This is a genomic window from Sorangium sp. So ce887 (genome assembly GCF_051521455.1).
GTDB lineage: Bacteria > Myxococcota_A > Polyangia > Polyangiales > Polyangiaceae > Sorangium.
On sequence record NZ_CP150354.1, the window covers coordinates 2240575 to 2260779 of the forward strand.

The window sequence follows — 20205 nt, forward strand, 5'->3', positions numbered from 1 at the left end:
GGTCCCATGGCGCTCCGGGTGGAGTAGAATGAACCTCCGGCGGAAGGTTTTGCGCTCATGACATTCGCTCCCCTGCGCGTGCTCGTCGTCGACGACTCCGCGTACAACCGGCGCAACATCGCCGAGATCTTGAGCGGAAGCGACGAGATCGAGGTCGTGGGCAAGGCCGGAGACGGCGACGACGCGCTCCGTCAGGCCGCCCAGCTGAGGCCGGATGCGATCACGCTCGACCTCGAGATGCCGCGCATGGACGGCTTCACCTTCCTCCGCATCCTGATGGCGAGGCAGCCCACGCCGGTGATCATCGTCTCGAGCTACAGCCACAAGGAGAACGTCTTCAAGGCGCTCGAGCTCGGCGCCGTGGACTTCGTGGCGAAGCCGGACCGGCAGTTCACGGCGGACGCGCAGATCCGCAGGGAGATCATCCAGAAGGTCCTGCTTGTGCGCTACCTCCGGCCCCGGTCTCCGATGCCGGCGGCCGTGGCTCCGGCCCGGGCGTCGCAGCCTGCGTTGCAGCGTCCGGTGCAGGAGGCGTCGCGGCTCGGGGTCTCGCTGCGCCACCTCGTGGCGGTCGGCTCGTCGACCGGCGGTCCCACGGCGCTCCTGGAGATCTTCAACCGCATCCCGGATCGCTTCCCCGGCGCGATCTTCATCGCGCAGCACATGCCGGACAAGTTCACCCGCACGTTCGCGGAGCGGCTCGATCGCAAGGGCGGGCTCCGCGTGGTGGAGGCGCAGAACGGCGAGCAGGTGCTGAGCCGCAAGGCCTACGTATGTCCCGGGAGGATGTGCATGGAGATCGCGGTGACGCCTGGCAGCGGGGTCGGGTTGAGCGGCGACATCCGGATCCGGGTGGGAGCGCCGGCGCCCGGCGATCGGTACGTGCCGAGCGCGGATCGGCTGTTCAGGAGCGTGGCGCAGGTGGGCGGCAGCCGCGCGGTGGGCATCATCCTGACGGGGATGGGGGATGATGGGGTGAACGGTGCGCGGGCGATCCGCGCGGCCGGGGGCACGGTGGTGGCCGAGAGCGAGGACTCGGCGGTGGTCTACGGCATGCCGGGGGCCGCGGTGCGCGCGGGGGTCGTGAACGAGAGCCTTCCGTTCACGGCGGTCGGCGACTTCATCGCGCTGCTCTCCTAGAGCGACCGGCGCGGGGGACCCCCGCCGGTGCTGTGTGTGCTCCAGCCCCCGACTTCTGGAGGTTCGCGGCCGTTTCGCCTGACTGCCAAAGTTGACCCCTCGGGCGCATCGTGAGACAGGTCGGTCCCTGACATGCGGATCCTACGCGCCGCACGCAGGCTTGTTTGTCTTGGCTGGATGGCCGCCCTCTCGGGCGTCGCTCTCGACGGCCTCGCCGCGCCTCCGGAGGCTGCGGCCGAGCCGGCGAAGGCCGAGGCAAAGAAGGACGGGGCGGCCGACGGCAAGGCGGACCGGCCGGAGGCGAAGAAGGCCGGCGAGGCCAGGGCGGAGAAGCCGGCGCCGGCCAGGCCCGCCGCCGCGTCGAGCGAGAAGGACGGCGCGAAGCGCGTGGCCGCCAAGACGCCGGCGAAGCCGGCGGCGCGATCGAAGGCGCCGAAGAAGGGCGCGACAAAGATCCCGCGCAAGGCGGGGGAGCCCGGCGTGCCGGACGCAGCCGCGCGGCGGGTCATCGCGGGCACCGCGACGCCGGCGGGGGCGAGCGTCGCCGAGTCGCCCGAGCTCCGCACGATGCGCGACATCGATCTGGCTCTGTTTCCCGGCGCGACCCCGAGCGCCGGGCCCGCGTGGCCGGTCGACGGCACGCTCCTCCTCGGCGCGGGCGAGCCGCGCATCGAGGCCTCCGGCCTGCCGCCCTCGGGGCTGCCCGTCGCGCCGGCGATGGCCGAGGAGACCCGCGACATCTCCTGGCTGCGGCAGCTCGATCTGCCCGAGATCCCGGTGCGCTGGGACGGCCGGGTCGTGCGCTACCTCGAGTACTACAAGGACGACCCGCGCGGCCGCTCCGCCGTGGTCACGTGGATCAAGAAGAGCGGCCGCTACGGCGCCGCCATCCGCCGCGTCCTTCGCGAGCAGGGGCTCCCGGAGGACCTGCTCTGGCTCTCGCTCGTCGAGAGCGGCTTCGACCCGACCATCCACTCGCCGGCGGGCGCCGCCGGCCTCTGGCAGTTCATGCCCGAGGGCGCGCGCATCTACGGCCTCACCGTCGACCGATGGGTCGACGAGCGGCTGGATCCAGAGCGCTCCACCCTCGCGGCGGCGCGGTACCTCTCGGATCTGCGGCGGCGCTTCGGCGGCTGGGAGCTCGCGTTCGCGGCGTACAACATGGGGTACGGCGGGCTGCTCGCGTCGATCCGGAAGTACAACACGAACGACTTCTGGGAGCTGTCGCGGCTCGAGGCGGGGATGCCGCTCGAGACGGCGCTCTACGTGCCGAAGATCCTCGCGATCGCGATCGTGGCGCGGAACCTGAAGGTGTTCGGCTGCGACGATGTCGAGCTCGATCCGGCGGTGACGTTCGACAAGATCTCGCTCGGCTCCGGGATATCGCTGCAGTCGGTCGCGGCCGCGGCGGGGGCTGGGGCGCCGGAGATCGAGGCGCTGAACCCGCAGCTCGTGGCGAAGCGCACGCCGCCCTTGCCGGTGGACGCGAAGGAGCTGGCGCGCTGGGAGGTCCGGGTGCCTGCGGGCGCGGGGGCGCGCGCGGCGAAGTCGATGCCGAAGCTCCTGGAGCGCGAGCCGAAGCTCGAGCGCTACCTGGTCCGCTGGGGCGAGTCGCTCGACGACATCGCGACGTTCCGGGGGACGACGCGGTGGACGCTGCAGACGCTGAACGGCCTGCGGCCCGGCGAGCCGGTGCGCCCGGGGGCGCTGCTGTTCGTCCCGGCGGCGGAGGGCGTGGGCGTGGCGGCCGCGGAGCACCTGCTCGCGAACGGCGCGCCGCTCTCCTCGGAGGCGAAGCCGGTCGTGGTGGTCCCGGCGCAGCGCTTCTCCTACGAGGGTCGCCGGCGCGTGTTCTACCGCGTGGTCGCGGGCGATGCGCTCCGGGATCTCGCGGCGGTGATGTCGGTGACGCCCGACGAGATCTGCCGCTGGAACACGCTGGCGCCCGGGGCGTCGCTGCACGAGGGGATGACGCTCCAGCTGTTCGTCCCGAGGTCGCACCGCTACGACGGGGTGTTCCTGCTCGACGAGGCTGGCGCGCGCGTCCTGGAGGTCGGCTCGGAGGATTTCTTCGCCCACTTCGAGGCGCTGAAGGGGCGGAAGCGCATCGAGATCGCGGTGCGGGAGGGGGATACGTTCAGCGAGCTCGCGAGCCGCTACGGCCTGAGCGTCGGCAGCCTGGAGCGGATCAACCAGCGCTCGCGGCGGAGCCCGCTGATGCCCGGGGATCGGCTCGTTGTGTACGTGCCGGCCTCGCGGCCGGACGATCCGGCGCCGGTCGAACCGCGCGAGGACGAGGTCCGCGTGGCGTCGGCCCAGGCGGCGGGCGTGGTGGACGACGGCGACAAGGCGGCCGCAGCCGAGCCGGTGAAGCCGGCGGTGCGGATGGAGCCCGCGGCGCCCGCCGAGGCCGCGCGCGCGAGCGCCGGGAAGGACGGCCGCGAGGGGGCCGTCGCCAGGGACGGGAGCAGCACGCCGGGAGGCGCTGCGGCGGCTGCGGGCGAGACGAAGCCGGCGCGGGCCGAGAAGGCCGAGGCGGGCGAGACGAAGCCGGCGCGGGCCGACGGAGCGAAGGCCGAGGCGGGCGAGACGAAGCCGGCGCGGGCCGAGAAGGCCGAGGCGGGCGAGACGAAGCCGGCGCGGGCCGAGAAGGCCGAGGCGGGCGAGACGAAGCCGGCGCGGGCCGAGAAGGCCGAGGCGGGCGCGGGCGACAAGCCCGGCGGCGCCGGTACGGCGGGCGCGGGCGATCAGGCCGGAGCGACGCCGGAAGAGAAGAAGACCGCCGAGGGCGACAAGAAACCGGCGCCGGGCGGCGCAGACGAGAAGAAGCCGGCGGGGCGCGCCAAGGGAGCGCAGGACGCCAAGGGGGCGCAGGCCAGGGAGAAGCCCGCGGCCGGCGCCGGCACCGCGCTGTGAGTCGAGTGGCCCTGCGGCCCTGGTGAGCTCCTCCCGGAAGGCCTCCCGGAAGGCCTCCCGGAAGGCAAGACAGCCGGCGTCGTGGTCAGGCTTTGCCCGAAAGCCTCTTCAGGTCTCGTCGCGTCCGTGGACGCTGGCTGGCGGGCTCGTCGCTTCCACCGCGGTGAAAGGTTCGATGATTTTGTAAAAATGCGATGTGCCTTTAGGCACCGTCCAGGAGTCGCCCGGCTCCAGGCGCACCATCTGCCCCTCGATGTGCAGCTCGGCTCGCCCCTCGATGACGAACCCCACCGTCTCGTAATCGCGCACGGTGGGCTGTTTGGCGTCGCCCGGCGGCTCTCGCTCCCAGAGTCGCATCGAGACCTGGATTCCGGAAGCCAGGTATTTTTGCCCCATCTGGCCTCTCGGGGAGCGGCCGGAGGAGACCTTCATGATGGTTGTGTCGCCCATGTGCGCCTCGCTTTCCTCGAGTCGTTCGCCGGGTGTGGCAGCAATCGTGGGCGGCGATCGTGGATCCGAGCCTGGCACGAGCGAATCAGGCTTCTCCCGCATTCCTGGTCCGTCTTTTGTCGTCCGTTCTCCGTTGCAGAGAACGTATCGCGCCGAGGAGAAGTGCTGTAGGATGGCTCGCGCAGGAGGCGCGTCCCGTGGACCTGGGGATCGGATGTTACGTCGTGCGGGAGCAGGCGCATGAGGGATCGGGCGAGGCGAGCGCTGGGCAGTGGGGGTGCCGGAGGCATGTCTCGGCTCGCCTCGCGCCGCTGGCCGCGTCCGTCCGGGCGTGCTCCGTGAGGGTGGGGCGCGCCGCGCTGCCGGAAAGCCGCTGATGTCATCGCCGACGAGTTCGACATGGCTCGCATCCGGCGTGCTGATCGACAGGAAGTACCGGCTCGTGCGCCAGATCGGCGAGGGGGCCATGGGCGTCGTCTGGTCGGCGGTGAACGTGGCGACCGCCCGCGAGGTGGCGCTGAAGCTGATCCACCGCCCCGAGACCGAGTTCCGGCTGCGGTTGCAGCGCGAGGCGCGCAACTGCGGGGCGCTGCGGCACCGGAACGTCATCGACGTGTACGACATGGGCGAGACCGAGGCCGGGGAGCCGTTCCTCGTGATGCAGCTGCTCACGGGGGAGACCGTGGCCGAGCTGCTCGCGCGGCGGCGCCGGCTCGACCCGCCGGTCGCGGCGTCGATCGGGCGCGACGTGGCCCGGGGTCTCGCGGCGGCGCACGCGATGCACATCATCCACCGCGATCTGAAGCCGGCGAACATCTTCCTGCACCGCGAGCCGGACATGGACGAGCCGGTGGTGAAGGTGCTCGATTTCGGCGTCGCGAAGAACCTCTCGGTCAACGACGGCCTGCACACGGTGATGGGCGGTGCGGTGGGGTCGCCGCTCTACATGAGCCCGGAGCAGGTGAGGGCCGAACCGAACGTCGATCATCGCGCCGATCTCTGGGCGCTCGGCGTTGTGCTGTTCGAGATGCTGACCGGCATGCGGCCGTTCCAGGGGGACGCGCAGGCGGTGTTCATGGGGATCCTGACGGGCGAGATCCCCACCGTGTCCAAGTACCTGCGGCGGGTGGACCAGGGGCTCGTCGACCTGATCGCCTGCTGCATGCGGCGGGACCGCGCGGACCGGATCGGCTCGGCGGCGGAGGTCGCGGCGCAGCTCGATCGGTACGCGGCGCGGGGCGTCGGCTCCGGCATGGACGCGGCGTGGCGGCAGACGTCGCCGGAGGGGCAGGGGCTGCTTCCGGGCGAGGGCGTGGACGGCGGCTGGCAGGGGGCGCAGGCCGGAGTGGCGCAACCCGGGTCGGGGGCGCAACCCGGGTCGCAATCCGGGTCGGGGGCGCAACCCGGGTCGGGGGCGCAACCCGGGTCGGGGGCGCAACCCGGGTCGGGGGCGCAACTCGGGTCGGGGGCGCAACCCGGGTCGGGGGCGCAACCCGGGTCGGCGGGGGTCGACGTGGGCGCGGGAGCGCTGCCGCTGGCGTTGCTCGGTGGTGGGCGGCGGGCTCCGATCCTGTTGCAGGAGCCGCCGGGGGCGGGCGGGTTGCCGTCGCAGCGGTCGGGGCAGGTGGCTGCGGGGCCGGTGGCTGCGGGGCAGGCGGCCGGCCCGAGCCAGGTGGCGTATGCGGGGCAGGCGGTGGTTGCGTCGCCTCGACGCGCGGGGAGCTCAGGGCAGCACATCGCCGCGGCGTCGGCGGGTCCCGCTCTGTGGGAAGAGGATGTGGCGACCCTGCCAATCACGCGGGGGAGCGCGGAGGCGGCCGGGGCTGGCAAGCCGCGCGCGGGATCGGGGCAGCACCCGGCGGGACACCCGGCGGCTGCGCTGTTGACGCCGTTGCCTTCGCCGGCCGGAGCGTCAAGGCAGTCCCACGCGAGCTGGGCGCAGCCGGTGCAGGCTGCGCCGGCGCAGGCCGCGCCGGGGGCGCTCCCGGAGCGCGGGGCCTGGGGAATGACGGTGCGCATGGCCTCGCCGTCGATGCCGGAGGGAAACGCAGGGCCGGGCGGCATCGGGCTTGCGAGCGCGCCGGCCCACGGCAGCGTCGGCGCGTCGTCGAGCCGGATCCCGGAGTCGACGGTGAAGCTCGCGCCGGAGGCGGGCGCGAGCGCCTCGGACTCCAGGCCGTCGGACTCCAGGCCGTCGGACTCCAGGCCGTCGGACTCCAGGCCGGGCGCAACCACGGGCACGGGCGTGCCGCAGCAGGCGGGGAGCTCGTCGACGACCCCGCTCGTCTCGAACCACCCGGCGGTCCATCAGACCGGGGCGTACAGGGCCCAGGGGACTCAGGAGGCCGCGCCGCAGGGCGACGATCTGAAGCGCAAGCGGACGGCCGCGACGCTGGCGATCGCGGCTGCCGCGCTGTCGCTGATCCTCGTGGGGGTGCTCATCGCGTTGCGGTCGCACGAGACGGCGCCCGCCGCGCCGGCGCCGTCCGGGAGCACGATGCTGCCCGGGATCACCCCGGGGAGAGACGAGGGGAAGCCGGAGGGCGGCGGCGCTCGGCCGCAGGACGACCGGCTCCCGGAGCAGCCTGCGGGAGCGCCGGCGGGCTCCGCGGTGAAAGCCCCGTCCGAGCCGGCGGCGGCGCAGAGCGCCGCTCCGGTGAGCAGCGCCGGGACAGTCGCGAGCGGCAGCGCCGGTACAGCGACGGGCGGCAGCGCGGGCAGCGCGACGGGCGCCGGCACAGCGGCAGGCGGCACGCCGGCGACGGCGAGCAGCGCGAAGCCGCGCACGGTACCGAGCTCGCCCCCGCCGGCGACAGCGCAGACCGCCAGACCCCCCTCGAATCCGTGCGCTGGTCTCAAGTTCATGGAGAAGCAAAAGTGCATGGCGAAGTTAAGAAAGTAGGCTTGATGCTCCGGGGTCTGGCGCCGCTTCTCCCGCGCTGACACCGCGGTCGCTCGCACCGGTGCTCGCAAGAAGCGATGCGCCGGTGACGCGCCGGCGTGCTGAGCGCAGGCCGCGCAGGAGCGCGCCGGATCCGACCTCGTGCTCCTGCGCCCCGCCACCCGGGCACGCGCCTTTAGTTGACGGTACGCTACCTCACCTGCGACAATCGCTCTCCGAGCGCGTCCGACCTGTCTCTGCGTCCGACCTGTCTCTGCGTCCGTCCTTAACGCGAGCCCATCCATGCCCTCTCCCTCGCCTCCTGCCGCGCCGCCGCCAGGTGCGCTCGTTTGCGGCAAATACCGGCTGCTCCGTCGGATCGGCGAGGGGGCGATGGGGGTCGTCTGGGCCGCGCACAACGAGGCCACCTCGCGCGAGGTGGCGCTCAAGCTGCTCGTTCGGCCCGACCCGGAGCTCCGCGTCCGGCTCCTCCGGGAGGCGCGGGCCTGCGGCGCGGTGAGCCACCGGAACATCGTTGATATCTACGATGCTGACGCGACCGAGAACGGCGATCCGTTCCTGGTCATGCCCCTGCTGTCCGGCGAGACGCTCTCCTCCTTGCTCAAGCGCAAGCGAAAGCTGGAGATCCCCGAGGCCTCGCGCATCGCCCGTGACATCGCGCGCGGCCTCTCCGCGGCGCACGAGCGCGGCATCATCCACCGGGACCTGAAGCCGTCCAACATCTTTCTCCACACCGAGCCTGGCGAGAGCAATTACGTCGTCAAGATACTCGACTTCGGCGTGAGCAAGTTCCTCACGGGGCCCGATCAGATACGCACCGCGACAGGCATCCTCATCGGCTCGCCCGCCTACATGAGCCCGGAGCAGGTGCGGGCGCAGGGCGATATCGACACGCGCGCCGATCTCTGGGCGCTCGGCGTGTTGATGTTCGAGATGCTCACCAGCCGGCGGCCGATCCAGGGCAGGGCACACGAGCTCCTGAGAAACGTGTTGCAGGGTGAGATCCCGACGGTCTCCCAGATCGTCTGGCAGGTCGACCCTGGGCTCGATGCGATCGTGGCGCAGTGTCTCCGGCGCGATCGCGAGGAGCGGCCGCGCTCGGCGGCGGATGTGGCCGCTGCGCTCGAGTCGTTCGTCAGGCCGTCGGCGCAGCCGCGCAGCGCGTCGTCGCCGGGATCGTCGCCGGACCTGCGGTACGACGTGCCGCAGCAGCCGGGGCGAGGGCCGTGGGGCGGGGCAGCGCCAGGGCCATTGCCGGCGACCACGACGCCGCTTCCGGTGTCGGTGTCGTCTCTGCAGCTCCCGCACGGACGCGGGAGCTCGCCGGCGTTATCGCCGCATGGATCGGGCGCATCGCCGGCGCCGCCGCCGCGCGGAACGGGCGCATCGCCGGCGCCCACGCCTCCGGCGAGCGGGAGCCCGGCGGCGCAGACGCCGCGGATGCCGAGGGCGAGCAATCCCCTGCTGGGAGAGAACGGGACCGTCAAGCTCTCACCGACGGAGGCGTCCGTTCATCGGCAGGCGTTCGGCGCCGCGCAGGCGTCTGCGGCCGGTGCCATCGCGAAGGGGCCCGCGCCGGCGCCGCCGCCGGTGGGCGTCACCGTGCCGCTCGGGCCGCTCCGCGCGCCGGAGCGATCGTCGCCTGAGCTTGCCCGGTCGCGGATCGCGTGGATCGCGCTGGCGGTGCTCGCGGCGGTGCTCCTCGTGGGGATCGGCATGGCCGCGGGGTACCTCCTGTTGCGCGCCGGGGCGGAGAGCCCGGGAGGTCGCGGTGGAGCGCACGTTACCTTGTGATGACGCCCTTTCGTTCGGCGGTAGATAACGATACCTTGTGCGCCTCGGTGCGGCGCCTCGACCGTCCCTGTTGAGCTCGATGTCCAAGTCCTTCACGCACATCGCTGCCGGCCTGGTGATCGCCGAGAAGTACAAGCTGGTGAGGCGGCTGGGCGAGGGCTCCATGGGGGTGGTGTGGGCGGCGCTCAACCTGTCCACGTCGCGCGAGGTGGCGCTGAAGCTCATTCACCGTCCGGATCCCGAGCTCCGGCGGCGGCTGCAGCGGGAAGGGCGGAATGGCGGGGCGTTGCGGCACGGCAACGTCATCGACGTGTACGACATGGGCGAGACCGACTTCGGCGAGCCCTTCCTCGTGATGCAGCTGCTCACGGGAGAGACGCTCGCGGAGCTGCTCCAGCGCAGGCGTCGGCTCGACGCGGACGTCGCGGCGGCGATCGGGCGCGACGTGGCGAGGGGCCTCGCCGCGGTCCACGCGGCGCACATCGTCCACCGCGATCTGAAGCCGGCGAACATCTTCCTGCACCGCGAGCCGGACGCGGACGAGCCAGTGGTGAAGGTGCTCGATTTCGGGGTCGCGAAGAACCTCTCCGTGAATGACGGCATCCGCACGGCGACGGGCGGCGCGGTGGGATCGCCGCTCTACATGAGCCCGGAGCAGGTGAGGGCCGATCCGAGCGTCGACCACCGGGCCGATATCTGGTCGCTCGGCGTGGTGCTGTTCGAGATGCTGACGGGCATGCGGCCGTTCCACGGGGACGCGAGGGCGGTCTTCACCGGCATCTTGACGGGCGAGATACCGAAGATCTCCCGGTATGTGCGGCGGGTGGACACGGGGCTCGTGGAGCTCGTGGCGCGGTGCATGGCGCGCCACCGGGACGAGCGGATCGGGTCGGCGGCGGAGGTGGCGGACCTCCTCGATGGGTACACGGCCGCGGGCGCGAGGGCGGGCGCCGCCGTGGGCGGCGGGGGTGGAGGCGGCAACGCGGCCCCGGCGGGGATGCCGCCGGCGCTGGGGGCGAGCGTGGTGCCGGCGGGGATGCCGCCGGCGCTGGGGGCGAGCGTGGTGCCGGCGGGGGTGCCGCCGGCGCTGGGGGCGAGCGGGGTGCCGGCGGGGGCGAGCGTGGTGCCGGTGGGGGGGCCGCCGGCGCCGAGGGCGAGCGGGGCGCCGGCGGAGATGCCGGCGCCGAGGGCGAGCGGGGTGCCGGCGGGGGGGCCGCCGGCGCTGGGGGCGAGCGCGGTGCCGGCGGGGATGCCGCCGGCGCTGGGGGCGAGCGTGGTGCCGGTGGGGATGCCGCCGGCGCCGGGGGCGAGCGCCGGGGCCGAGCCGGTGTGGAACGCTGAGCTGACCCAGAAGCTCGATCCGGAGGTCATGGTGGGCGCGGACGCGGGGGCGCGCGCCTCGCCGACATGGGGGCAGGACGAGCCGGGCAGATCGGGGAGCTCGACGATCGCGCCGCTCGTGGCGGGCCCGGGGGCGGGTCGGGCGGCAGCGCAGCCGTCGCCGTGGGCAGCGCGCGCGACGCCGCCGCCGATGCCGCCGCCGGAACAGCAGCGGCGCCCGGCGAGGATCCAGGTCCCCGGTGCGATCCTGGCGTTGCTGGCTGCCTTCGCCGCCGGCCTCGTGGGAGCGGTGCTCTTCTTCGCCCTGCGCGCGCCCGAGAGCCGCGACGTGTCCGCGGAGCCTGACGCGTCGATCGAGGCCGGGGTCGAGAGCGCGGTCAGCGTCGTCAGGCCGGCTGAGACGCTGCCTCCGCCGGCGGCGCCTGCACCGCAAGCTCCGGCCGTGGCTGAGCCGATCGAGGGCGATGCGGACGCGGATGCGGGCGCGGCGAGCGACTCGGGGCACGCGGAGGCGGACGCATCGGCGTCACCGGCGCCGAGCGCTCCGGCCGCAGCGGCGACGGCCGTCACGGCGGCGGCGCCAGCGGCGGCAGCGCCGGTGAAGGCGGCGCCAGCGGCGCCGGTGAAGGCGGCGCCAGCGGCGCCGTCTGCGCCGCGGAGCGCCGTTGCCGCGCAGCCCGGGGGCAAGGCGCCTGGGAAAATGGCTGCGCCGCCCCCTCCGCAGCAGCCCGCTGCCAAGCGGCCCAAGGTGGATCCCTGCGCGGGTAAGACGGGGTTCATGCGGACCAACTGCCTGCGGGAGAGCGAGAGGAAGCGGGATCCGTACGCGCCCTGAGCAGCGTCGACCGCCGAGGTGCGGGTTCCGTGATTCCGGTCGCGCTGGAGCGATGGTAAGCCCGCGGTGGGCTGACGGCGCGACCCGGGGGGCATATGTCGGAACCGATGGAGGCGTACAAGCTCCTTCCGGGCATGCTGCTCGCGCGGAAGTACCGCCTGAGCCGCAAGATCGGGCAGGGCGCGATGGGGGTCGTCTGGGCCGCGAGGAACGAGGCCACGGGGCGCGAGGTGGCGCTCAAGGTGATCGCCCGTCCTGATCCGTCGCTGCGCAAGCGGCTCCTCCGCGAGGCGCAGTCGTGCGGCGCGCTCCAGCATCCGAACATCGTCGACGTGATCGATGTGGCCCGCACCGAGGGCGGCGAGCCGTGCCTCATCATGGAGCTGCTCGTGGGCGACAGCGTGGCCGCGCTGCTCGAGGCGCGGCGCCGTCTGGAGGCGCCGCTGGCCGCCCGGATCGCGCATGACGTGGCGGGCGCGCTCGCCGCGGCGCACGCCGTGCAGATCGTGCACCGCGACCTCAAGCCGGCGAACGTGTTCCTGCACCGGCCACCCGAGGCGGGCGATTTCGTGGTCAAGGTGCTCGACTTCGGGGTGGCGAAGAGCCTCGCGGCGGCGAGCGGGGTGACATCGACGCTCGATGTGGTGGGCTCGCCGGTCTACATGAGCCCGGAGCAGCTGCGCGCGGACGAGGACCTCGATGCGCGGGCGGATCTCTGGTCGCTCGGGGTGATGCTGTTCGAGATGCTCACCGGCGTGCGGCCCTTTCAGGGCGAGGGACCGCAGCTGCTGTCGCAGATCCTGTCGGGCGAGATCCCGAAGGTATCTCGCTACTTGCGGCGCGTGGACGAGCGGCTCGTGAGGATCGTCGACCGGTGCCTGCGCAGGGAGCGGCAGGAGCGGTTCGGGACCGCGGCGGAGGTGGCGCGGGAGCTCGCGGCGTTCGTCGCGTCGGCGGCGGGCGAGGCGGGGGCCCTCCGGGGGGAGGGCGCGGGGGAGGCGGAGCGCGGGAGGCCGCCGCTGGGGAGCACGGCGGATCAGGAGACGGTGGTGGCTCCGGCGCGAGGGCAGGGGAGCGCGGTCGGCGCAGAGGAGATCGAGACGACGGTGCCGCTGGCGCCGCCGGGGGCACCGGCGGCAGAGAACGGCGGTGGGAAGACGGCGGCGAGGCAGGGCGCGCAGGGGGTGAGGCAGGGCGCGGCGGCGGGGGTGCAGGGGGCGCACGCGATGCACGGTGTGCAGTCGGTGGTGAAGAGCGCACCGGTGGTGAAGAGCGCGCACGCGATGCAGGGCGCCCAGTCGGTGGTGCAGAGCGCGCCGATAGTGCAGAGCGCGCTGGCGACCGCGCAGGCCTCGCAAGTAGGAACGGCGCCGGGCACGAGCGCCGGAGCCCCAGCTGCCGGCGCCGGACCCATGGTGACGCTTCGTGGGACGCTTGTGATGCGAGGGAAGGCCGCCGAGGCGCAGCACCAGGCGGCGATGGCCATGATGCGGGCGGGAAAACCGCGCCGCATCGACCGTTCTGAGCAGCCTGCCCGTCTCCTTGACGCCCGTCGCACCACGGCGTCGCTCTCGAGCTCGCCGCGACGTGCGCCCTGTGCGCTGCGCCCTCATGCGCCTCCACCGCGCTGGGCCTGCGCGATCGGCGTGCGACTGGCCGCCCGGTGGATCCCCCGCGTCCTGCATCCCTGGCCCCAGAAGCGCTTCGACGTCCGTACCCGAGGCAAGAGCCCAGTGCGTTAGCAGCGTACGCTGGGATCTGTGCGGGGGGCGGCCCGAGTCGGCCAGCATGGCGACGAAGGGCCGTCCCTACCGCGACCGGAAAGACGAAGGTCCTGGGTAGCAACGAGGGCCTTCCGGGGATCAGCGACAGACCGACAAAGGGCAGCAGACCCGAGCTTGGCGATTTTTGGGTCTTGGCCGGCCATCGTCGATCTTCCCGTCCACCCCCGGGACGAGCTCGACGCACCGCTGCTGCTTGTCTGATCAGGCGTGCCCCTTGGGCTCCTGGACGTCCATGGTGTCCAGAAGGGCACGGAGGTGCATTGCCTGCGGCCGGAGGCCGCGCCGCTCGAGCAGGTCCGCGAGAGTCGTTACCACCTCGCGAAAGGTGCTCGCGCGGCGCGCCGGTTCTTCCGCGGCCGTGCCCGCGTCGATGGCTCTGCGCCATGCCTGCGTCGCTTCGGCTTCGGCGCCGCGGTGCTGATGGCATAGGCCCTCCATCCGCAGCGCCTCGATGCGGAGCTGGGCGATGTCCCCGCGCTCGGCCCAGCGAGGCTGCCTCGGCGTACGCGCGGGCCGCGCGCACGAAGTCGCTCCCCATCCATCCCACGCCCGCCTCGCCGAGCTTGGCCTGGCATGCAATGCTCCACAGCTGCTGCTGCGCGGCGAGCAACGCCGCCTGGCCATAGGTGGCCTGCGCCATGGGACGGGCGCCCGCAGCCAGGTAGGCGCTGCCGAGAGCGAACGTCGCCCCGGCCTCCTGGGCCGCGAGGCCCTCGCCGTGGCACAGGTCGCGAGCGCGGCGATAGGCCTCGGCCGTCGCCTTGAAGTCGTTCTTTGCGGCGGCGCGCGCGCCCTCCAGGAAGCACGCCTGGAGGGCGGCAGCCGTCTCGGGCGCGGGCATGGTGCGGCCGGTCGCCTGCTCGAAGTCCGCGCGCTGCTGCGGCGTCAGGGCTGGACCGGGCGGGACCGGGGGGCCTTCCGACTTCCGGTCTGACTGCTGTTCGACGAAATCGAAGAGCTCATCGAGGTCGAACGAGAATCGCGCGCCCTCCGGCCCGAGCACACTCGAGAGCGGGCCTTCTTCGGCATCGAGCACGGCGATGCGCAAGGAGGGCGGCCGCGCCATTCGAGACAACCGCTCGAGCGATCCGCGCCATGCGGATGCGTTGGCGATCGCTTTCGGGAGCAGGGCGACGAGCGCGCCGGACCACCAGGCATGCCGAACACCCACGAAACGTTTAGGAGTGCCTCGAATTTCAGCGTCTCGCAGAGGGCCGTCGGACCTCCGCGCGGGCGAGGGGCAGACCTCGGCCGCGGCGCCGGCAGCGCCTCATGGCGCCGGAGCGCGCTGCGGAGGCGAGAAGTCGAGGATGCCGCTGGCCTTGCCTGCGTCGCCGCGGTTCTGGTCATCGCTGCCAGCGCCGCCGGTGCCGGGGAGGCCGAGTTGGACCGTGACGCCCTCGAGGGACGGGATGGTGTCCGGCGTGCCCAGGAAGGCGAGGCCGAGGGAATGGCCGCCCTGCCCGCCGCCGCCCCGGCCGCCGGAGCCTCCCTGGCCGCCCTGCCCGCCGTCGCAGCCGTTGGCCACGAAGGCATCGGGCGAACCCCTCCCGCCCGGCCCGCCATGCGCGCCAGGTCCGCCGTCCTGGCCGGCGGCACCGTCGCCCCCCCTGCCGCCATCCCGGGCGATCAGCTGGACGCCATCACGGAACGTGAGGGTTGCGTTGACGCTCACCAGGGCGATGCTCGACCCACCGGGAGAGCCGCCCCTGCCGCCAGCGCCGCCGCAGCCGCCAGCGCCGCCGTTGCCGCCGCTGGCACCGCCCTGCTCGGTAGTACCAGGGCATTCGCTGTTTCCGCGGGTGCTGCCGCCACCTCCGCCGCCCTGGGCGGTCTTTCCGTGTTGGCCATCTCTGCCGGGCGACCCGGTGTAGCCGGCGCTGGAGAGCTGGCCGATGCCGAGTGCCCCTGGGCCTGGTGCGCCGCTGTCACCCGCTCTGCCTGGCCCGCCCTGGGTACACGTCCCGCCTGCAACAAGGTATTCGCCACCATTGGGATTGTCCTCCGCGCCGGGAGAACCGGTGATGCCATAGGTCCCGCGGTCCTGGAAGCCATGCCCGCCCCGCCCGCCGCTCGAGTCGTCGGAGGGGTCCGCTGTGCCGCAGGTCTCGGGCAGCGGCGAAACAGTCGATACGATTGTCGCCGAGCATGCAGGGTTCCCCGCGTTGCCCTGGGGGGGACGCGCGGGCTGCGGAGGGGCCGCCGCCCGGGCACCGGGCGCCGCATCGCCCGCCTCGAAGGTGCACCGAACCACGTCGACCGCGCAGCGCTCGGCGATCGCTGCGATGGCCGAGGTCCCGGCGTCGGCCATCGCAGCGATCGACGGAGCGATGACATGAAGGTCCTCCAGGCGCACTGTCTCGCCTTCGGCGCGCATCGTCAGCGGCACAACCCCGGGCGGCGCCGTGAGGGTGGTCTTCTTCGCCTCCCCCCACTGCCAATGTGCGTCGCAATCGAGGCCACCGTAGAGGGTCACGCCCGCCGTTACCGTGAGCGGTTCCTCGAACGTCTCATCGCACGCGTACACGCGCCGCGCCTGCGTGTCCTCGATCTGCGCGGCGAGCTGGAGGGCCTCCGCGAGGGTCTTCACCGGCGCGTCCGGGGTCCCGTCACCCCCGTCGCTCGCCGTGGCCGACACGAACACGCCGCAGGTCGCGTCCGCGGTCCAGCCCGGCCCGTCGCTGGGCACGCACACCACGGGCGTCGGCCCTCCCCCTTCACCCCCGGTCCCCGCAGCACCTCCGCTCCCTGCTGCGCCGCCGGTCCCTGCGCCGCCGGTCCCACCGGCGCCCACGCCTCCGTCTCCCCCTGCCCCGCCCTGATTCGCTTCACAGCGTAGGGGCTTGTGCTCGCAATCGTCATTGAGCGGGAACGGGAAGCAGCCCGCCAGACCGAGGCTGGCGGCCATCGTGCCGAGGACGAACAGCGCGGGGGTACGAGCAATCCGAGGCATCAGCCATTCTCCATCATCCTGAAGTCACCGTCGTCAGAACATCCCGCCCACCGAGAGCCCCACGTCGTTGATTCCCACCGTGGGCGTCACCTGCACGCGGGCGTCAGGGCCGCTCACGAGGGCATAAAGCAGCGTCCCGAGGCCGACCGTCCCGGCCCCCGCGAAGCTCCAGAACGCCACGTTGCTGTACAGCCGGCTCTCGTGGACCGCCTGGTCCTGCTCAGTGCACGCCGCTGGTGCGGGCCGGGTTGTGCATTGGTTCCGATCTCCGGCGAGCAGCGTCGTCCGCAGCGCCTCGGCATCTCCGGCCCGGTTGCTCGCCAGCACCGTGAAGAGCACGCCCGCGGCCGCGCCGACGCCGGTCGCGACCCCACCCCCGACGAGCACCGCCGTCCTCCTTCCGTCCAGTGACACCCCGGGCGCCGGCAAGACGCTCCGTTCAGCGCCGGCACGCCTCGCGTCGGGTGCCGGAAGGCGCTGCAGCGCGAGGACCACCGTCTCCGTGCCCCCCGCGGTCGCGTCGACCGGCCGCGCCTGCGGCGTATACCCGTCGAGCTTCGCTCCCACGTCATGCCGGCCCGGATCGAGGAACACGGGATCCGCGAGCGGCGCTCGCCCGACGATCGCCCCGTCGACCGTCACCTCGGCCCCGCCCGGTGCGACCTCCACCGTGACGGCCGCGACCTGCGCCCGCGCCTCCAGCAGCGACGCCTCCGCCCGCTGCCGCTCCTGGACCTTCGTCGCGGGCGCCTCGCGGAGGTAGCGGGTGAGGTGCTCGGCCGCGTCGCGCGGCTTGCCCACCCGGAGGCAGGCCACGCCCAGGTTCGAGGCGATCTGGTAGTGCGGCTTGAGGCCCCACGCCGCGAGGAACGCCGCGTGCGCATCGGCCCACTTCCCCGCGTTGGCCGCCTTCACCCCGTCCTCGAAGAGCTGGCGCGCCCTGTCCGTCAGCGCGTCGCTCTCCTGCGCCTCGGCCCGGGGGGCCGCCGGTTGTGCCTCGGCGGCGGGCGCCAGCAAGGCGATGGCTACGCTCATGGTCCACAGCAGCGGGCGCTTCGTCGTCATGATCGGTCGGGCATTGCTTCATCAAAGGAGCTGCGTCGGGAGCAAGGGGACATCAGCACCTTGCCGACCCTGGAATTCGAACCGTACCGCTTCTGCGCGATTTCGGAAGCGTTGATGAACCCGTTTCAGCCAGGGCGTGATAGTGCAGCAGCTCCGCAACGTCCCAAGGCCGTCCTTGCGTCCCAGGGGGCGTTGAACCGCGGTTTCATCGACGGAGAGGCGCGCCCCGGAGCACCGGAGACGGCTGCTTCCGTCCTTGAGCTCGTCCTCAGATCCCCCACGTTGGCTTCGTTTTCCTCGAGGGCTGCGGCGGGCTGGGCCGTGATGGCGGCGGCGGTGATCGCTGGGGGGCGGGGTTGTCGGCCGTGGGGTGGCCCGGAGGTTGCTTGCCGGTCTCTGCTGCGGGCGGGCTGCGATCGACCGTCGGCGTGCTCGTAGGACGGGCAGCCGGGGCGCTGGCGCTGTCGGATGCTGGCGCGTTGGGGGGGCTCGGCAGCTGGCGCGCTGGGGGGCGTGGGGTCCTGCGCGGAGGGTTCTGCAGCCGCGTCCGTCACCGGCGCGGACGGCTCGACGAGAGGCGCAGCGCCCGACGGCGGCGAGGGACGTGTCGCGGGGTCGTCGGACGGCGTCGCACGGGTGGCCTGCCCCGGGCCGGAGACCGCGAGCTCGTCGGTCGCCGGGGCAGCTGCGGAGGAGGCAAGCTCGGCCTGCGCGCCATAGTACGCTCCGAGGGTCACGCCGACCGCGGCGCAGGAGGCGCGCATGGATGTCCTCGCCCTGGACGAGCTCCATGACGAGGTAGGGGACGCCCTCGTGAAAGCCGAAGTCCTGCACCTTCACGACGTGCGGGGTCCTGAGCTGGGCGGCCACGCGCGCCTCGCGCTCGAAGCGGGTGCGGAACGCCGGAGAGTTGGCGTAGGCCGGGTCCATGAACTTGACGGCGACCGGCGTGCCAAGCTGGAGGTGGTGCGCGACCCAGACCGAGCCCATGCCGCCGCGGGAGAGCGGGCGCTCGAGGCGGTACTCGCCGACGAGGACGGAGCCGGCGCCGAGGTGCATGGGGGGTCGGGAGGGAGGCTGGGAGGAGCCTAGCGGATCCGGGGCAGGCGAGGAATGGGGCGGGGGTGAGCTGGGGAGGATCTGGTGGGGACGGCTGGGGGAGGGCGGCGCGGGGCAGGCGGCGATGGGGTGGGTGCGCGGACTCACCCTGCGCGGGTACGTGGCAGACCGCTGATCCGGCGCACCGCGGAGGCCGGGGGCGCTGACAGCTCAGATGCGCCGCGCTCGGCGGAGAGGTGGCGCCTCGGGAGGTGGGCCGTGCCGGGCGACGCCGGCGGCGATCGCGCGACCATTGCGGGAGCGCGAGAGTCGTTCGGGGCCATCGAGGGGGCTACGGCGTCACGGGGGGGTGAAATCGAGCGTCGGTTCGGCGGCTCCGGGGGCGCCGTCGTGCACAGGGGCGTTCTCGTCACCCTCGCCGCCGAGACCAGCGTCGCCGAGGTCGAAGCTGAGTTCGTTCGCGTCCATCGGCGGTGGCGTGCCGAGATAGGCGAGGCCGATCGAATGACCGCCGCGGCCGCCGCCGCCGATGCCGCCGTTACCGCCGCGGCCGCCGCGGCCGCCCGCGCAGGCGTCGTCAAGGCCGGAGGAGTCAGCCGGCGGCTTGCCGCCTGCGCCTCCCGGACTCCCGTCGCCGCCGCGCTGTCCTGGCCCGCCGTTACCCCCGCCGCCGCCGCGGCCTGTCTTCAGGGTGACGCCGTGGAACTCGAGGGTAGAGTAGAGGCTGACCAGCGCGATGCTCGCGCCGCCGGGGGCGCCCCCGAGGCCGCCTTTGCCACCGCAGCCGCCCGAGCCGCCCGAGCCGCCGCTGGCGCCGCCGACTCCCTTGACAACGCCGGGGCAGGTGCGCGCCGGCATGGGGTTGGCAACGTTGGGAATACCGCGAGCGCCACCGCCGCCACCGCCACCCTGCGCGGTCACCCCGAAGGTGCCGTTCTGACCGGGTACGCCGGTGTAACCGTTTCGTGAAAGGGTCCCGAGATCCGTGGCCCCAGCGCCCGCGCCCGGCATGCCGGGAACGCCAGGTGCGCCATCGTCGCCGTTGGTGCAGAGGTTCGCAGTTGACGCCTGCCCGGTTCCGCCATTGTCGGACCCACCAGGCGTGCCCCTGATGCCTGGGGCACCGCTGCTCGTCTGTCCTAATCCGCCGCTGCCGCCGATGGAGTCCTCGACGCCATCATCGCAATCATTGTATTCTTCCTCGCCCCCGGGGGTAGAACCTGGCATGCACGCCTCAAGACCTGGGTTCCCATCTTCACCGGACTTGGCATTGTCTGTGTACTGGCGTCCAGTAGCGCCTTGCGCGCCATCACCTGCCGCAATCGTGCAGCGCGCAAGCGAAACTGTGACGCCATCGGCAACCGCCGCGATGGACGACGCTCCGAGCATCGCCGGATCGTCCTGGGGAATGGAGCTCGCAACGACATCGAAGTCCTCGATCCGAACTGCTATGTCCTCGTGCATGGTGAGGGGGATTGCCCCAGGATCGGCCGTCAGCGTCGTCCGGGTCTGCTCGCCTATCCATCGCCAGCCGTTCTCGCAGTCGAGTCCACCCAACAGCGTCACGTCTGCCTGGATCTCGATCACCTCGTTGAACGTCTCGGCGCAGGCATACACGTTCTTCGTCTTGGGATCGGTGCGAGCGGTCGCGAGGGCGATGGCTTGTTCCAACGACTGGACCGGCGCGTCCGGCGTCCCGGAGTTTTTATCGTCCCCAGTCGCCCTCACGAAGATCCCACACGACCCGTCCGCCTCCCAGCCTTCGCCCGCTCCTGGCACACACTGCGGCGAGGGATCCGGCGTCCCTCCTGCCGTTCCGCCCGAGCGGCAGTCATCCTGTAGCTCCTCCGGTATGTCTTCGCAGGTGACGTTGCATCGAGGTCCTATCGCTCCCATGGCCATCGTCCCCAGGAAGATCACAGCAGCAAGATGGGCGCGACGACGCATAGTACGGCCTTCTCCCTTC

Annotated in this window: 12 protein-coding genes; 6 read left to right on the forward strand and 6 right to left on the reverse strand. The window is 72.9% G+C overall.

Annotated features, from left to right (window positions below):
- Positions 1–57 precede the first annotated feature (57 nt).
- A complete protein-coding gene (gene cheB, locus WMF36_RS08440) occupies positions 58–1140 on the forward strand; it encodes a chemotaxis-specific protein-glutamate methyltransferase CheB (protein WP_437579101.1) in 1083 nt (360 codons plus the stop codon).
- A gap of 177 nt (positions 1141–1317) precedes the next feature.
- Entirely contained in the window at positions 1318–4056 is a 2739-nt protein-coding gene (locus tag WMF36_RS08445) for a transglycosylase SLT domain-containing protein (protein ID WP_437579103.1), read from the forward strand.
- Positions 4057–4164: 108 nt separating this feature from the next.
- Here the strand turns inward: WMF36_RS08445 and WMF36_RS08450 are convergent, their stop codons facing one another.
- Positions 4165–4506: a cupin domain-containing protein gene (locus tag WMF36_RS08450; RefSeq protein WP_437579104.1), complete on the reverse strand. Its 342-nt coding sequence runs from the start codon at positions 4504–4506 to the stop codon at positions 4165–4167.
- A gap of 376 nt (positions 4507–4882) precedes the next feature.
- On the opposite strand from WMF36_RS08450, the gene WMF36_RS08455 reads away from it, so the two are divergent.
- The 4 genes from WMF36_RS08455 (at position 4883) to WMF36_RS08470 (ending at position 13120) form a co-directional block, all read left to right on the forward strand.
- Positions 4883–7408, forward strand: coding sequence for a protein kinase domain-containing protein (locus WMF36_RS08455; RefSeq protein ID WP_437579105.1), 2526 nt, complete (start codon positions 4883–4885; stop codon positions 7406–7408).
- 282 nt (positions 7409–7690) lie between these two features.
- Positions 7691–9202, forward strand: coding sequence for a protein kinase domain-containing protein (locus tag WMF36_RS08460; protein ID WP_437579106.1), 1512 nt, complete (start codon positions 7691–7693; stop codon positions 9200–9202).
- Between the two features lie 79 nt (positions 9203–9281).
- A complete protein-coding gene (locus tag WMF36_RS08465) occupies positions 9282–11378 on the forward strand; it encodes a protein kinase domain-containing protein (RefSeq protein ID WP_437579107.1) in 2097 nt (698 codons plus the stop codon).
- A 95-nt stretch (positions 11379–11473) separates the two neighbouring features.
- On the forward strand, positions 11474–13120 hold the full coding sequence (locus WMF36_RS08470) for a serine/threonine-protein kinase (RefSeq protein ID WP_437579108.1): 1647 nt from the start codon (positions 11474–11476) through the stop codon (positions 13118–13120).
- 243 nt (positions 13121–13363) lie between these two features.
- Here WMF36_RS08470 and WMF36_RS08475 read toward each other — a convergent pair whose 3' ends face one another.
- The 5 genes from WMF36_RS08475 to WMF36_RS08495 all read right to left on the reverse strand — a co-directional run bounded on the left by WMF36_RS08475 (position 13364) and on the right by WMF36_RS08495 (position 19910).
- Entirely contained in the window at positions 13364–13600 is a 237-nt protein-coding gene (locus WMF36_RS08475; RefSeq protein WP_437579109.1) for a hypothetical protein, read from the reverse strand.
- Between the two features lie 832 nt (positions 13601–14432).
- Entirely contained in the window at positions 14433–15752 is a 1320-nt protein-coding gene (locus WMF36_RS08480; RefSeq protein ID WP_437579110.1) for a hypothetical protein, read from the reverse strand.
- Between the two features lie 396 nt (positions 15753–16148).
- Positions 16149–17150 (reverse strand): PEGA domain-containing protein, encoded by a 1002-nt coding sequence (locus WMF36_RS08485; protein WP_437579111.1) that lies wholly within the window; start codon positions 17148–17150, stop codon positions 16149–16151.
- A 51-nt stretch (positions 17151–17201) separates the two neighbouring features.
- Positions 17202–18239, reverse strand: coding sequence for a protein kinase domain-containing protein (locus WMF36_RS08490; RefSeq protein ID WP_437579112.1), 1038 nt, complete (start codon positions 18237–18239; stop codon positions 17202–17204).
- Between the two features lie 339 nt (positions 18240–18578).
- Positions 18579–19910, reverse strand: coding sequence for a PGRS family protein (locus WMF36_RS08495; RefSeq protein ID WP_437579113.1), 1332 nt, complete (start codon positions 19908–19910; stop codon positions 18579–18581).
- Positions 19911–20205 lie beyond the last annotated feature (295 nt).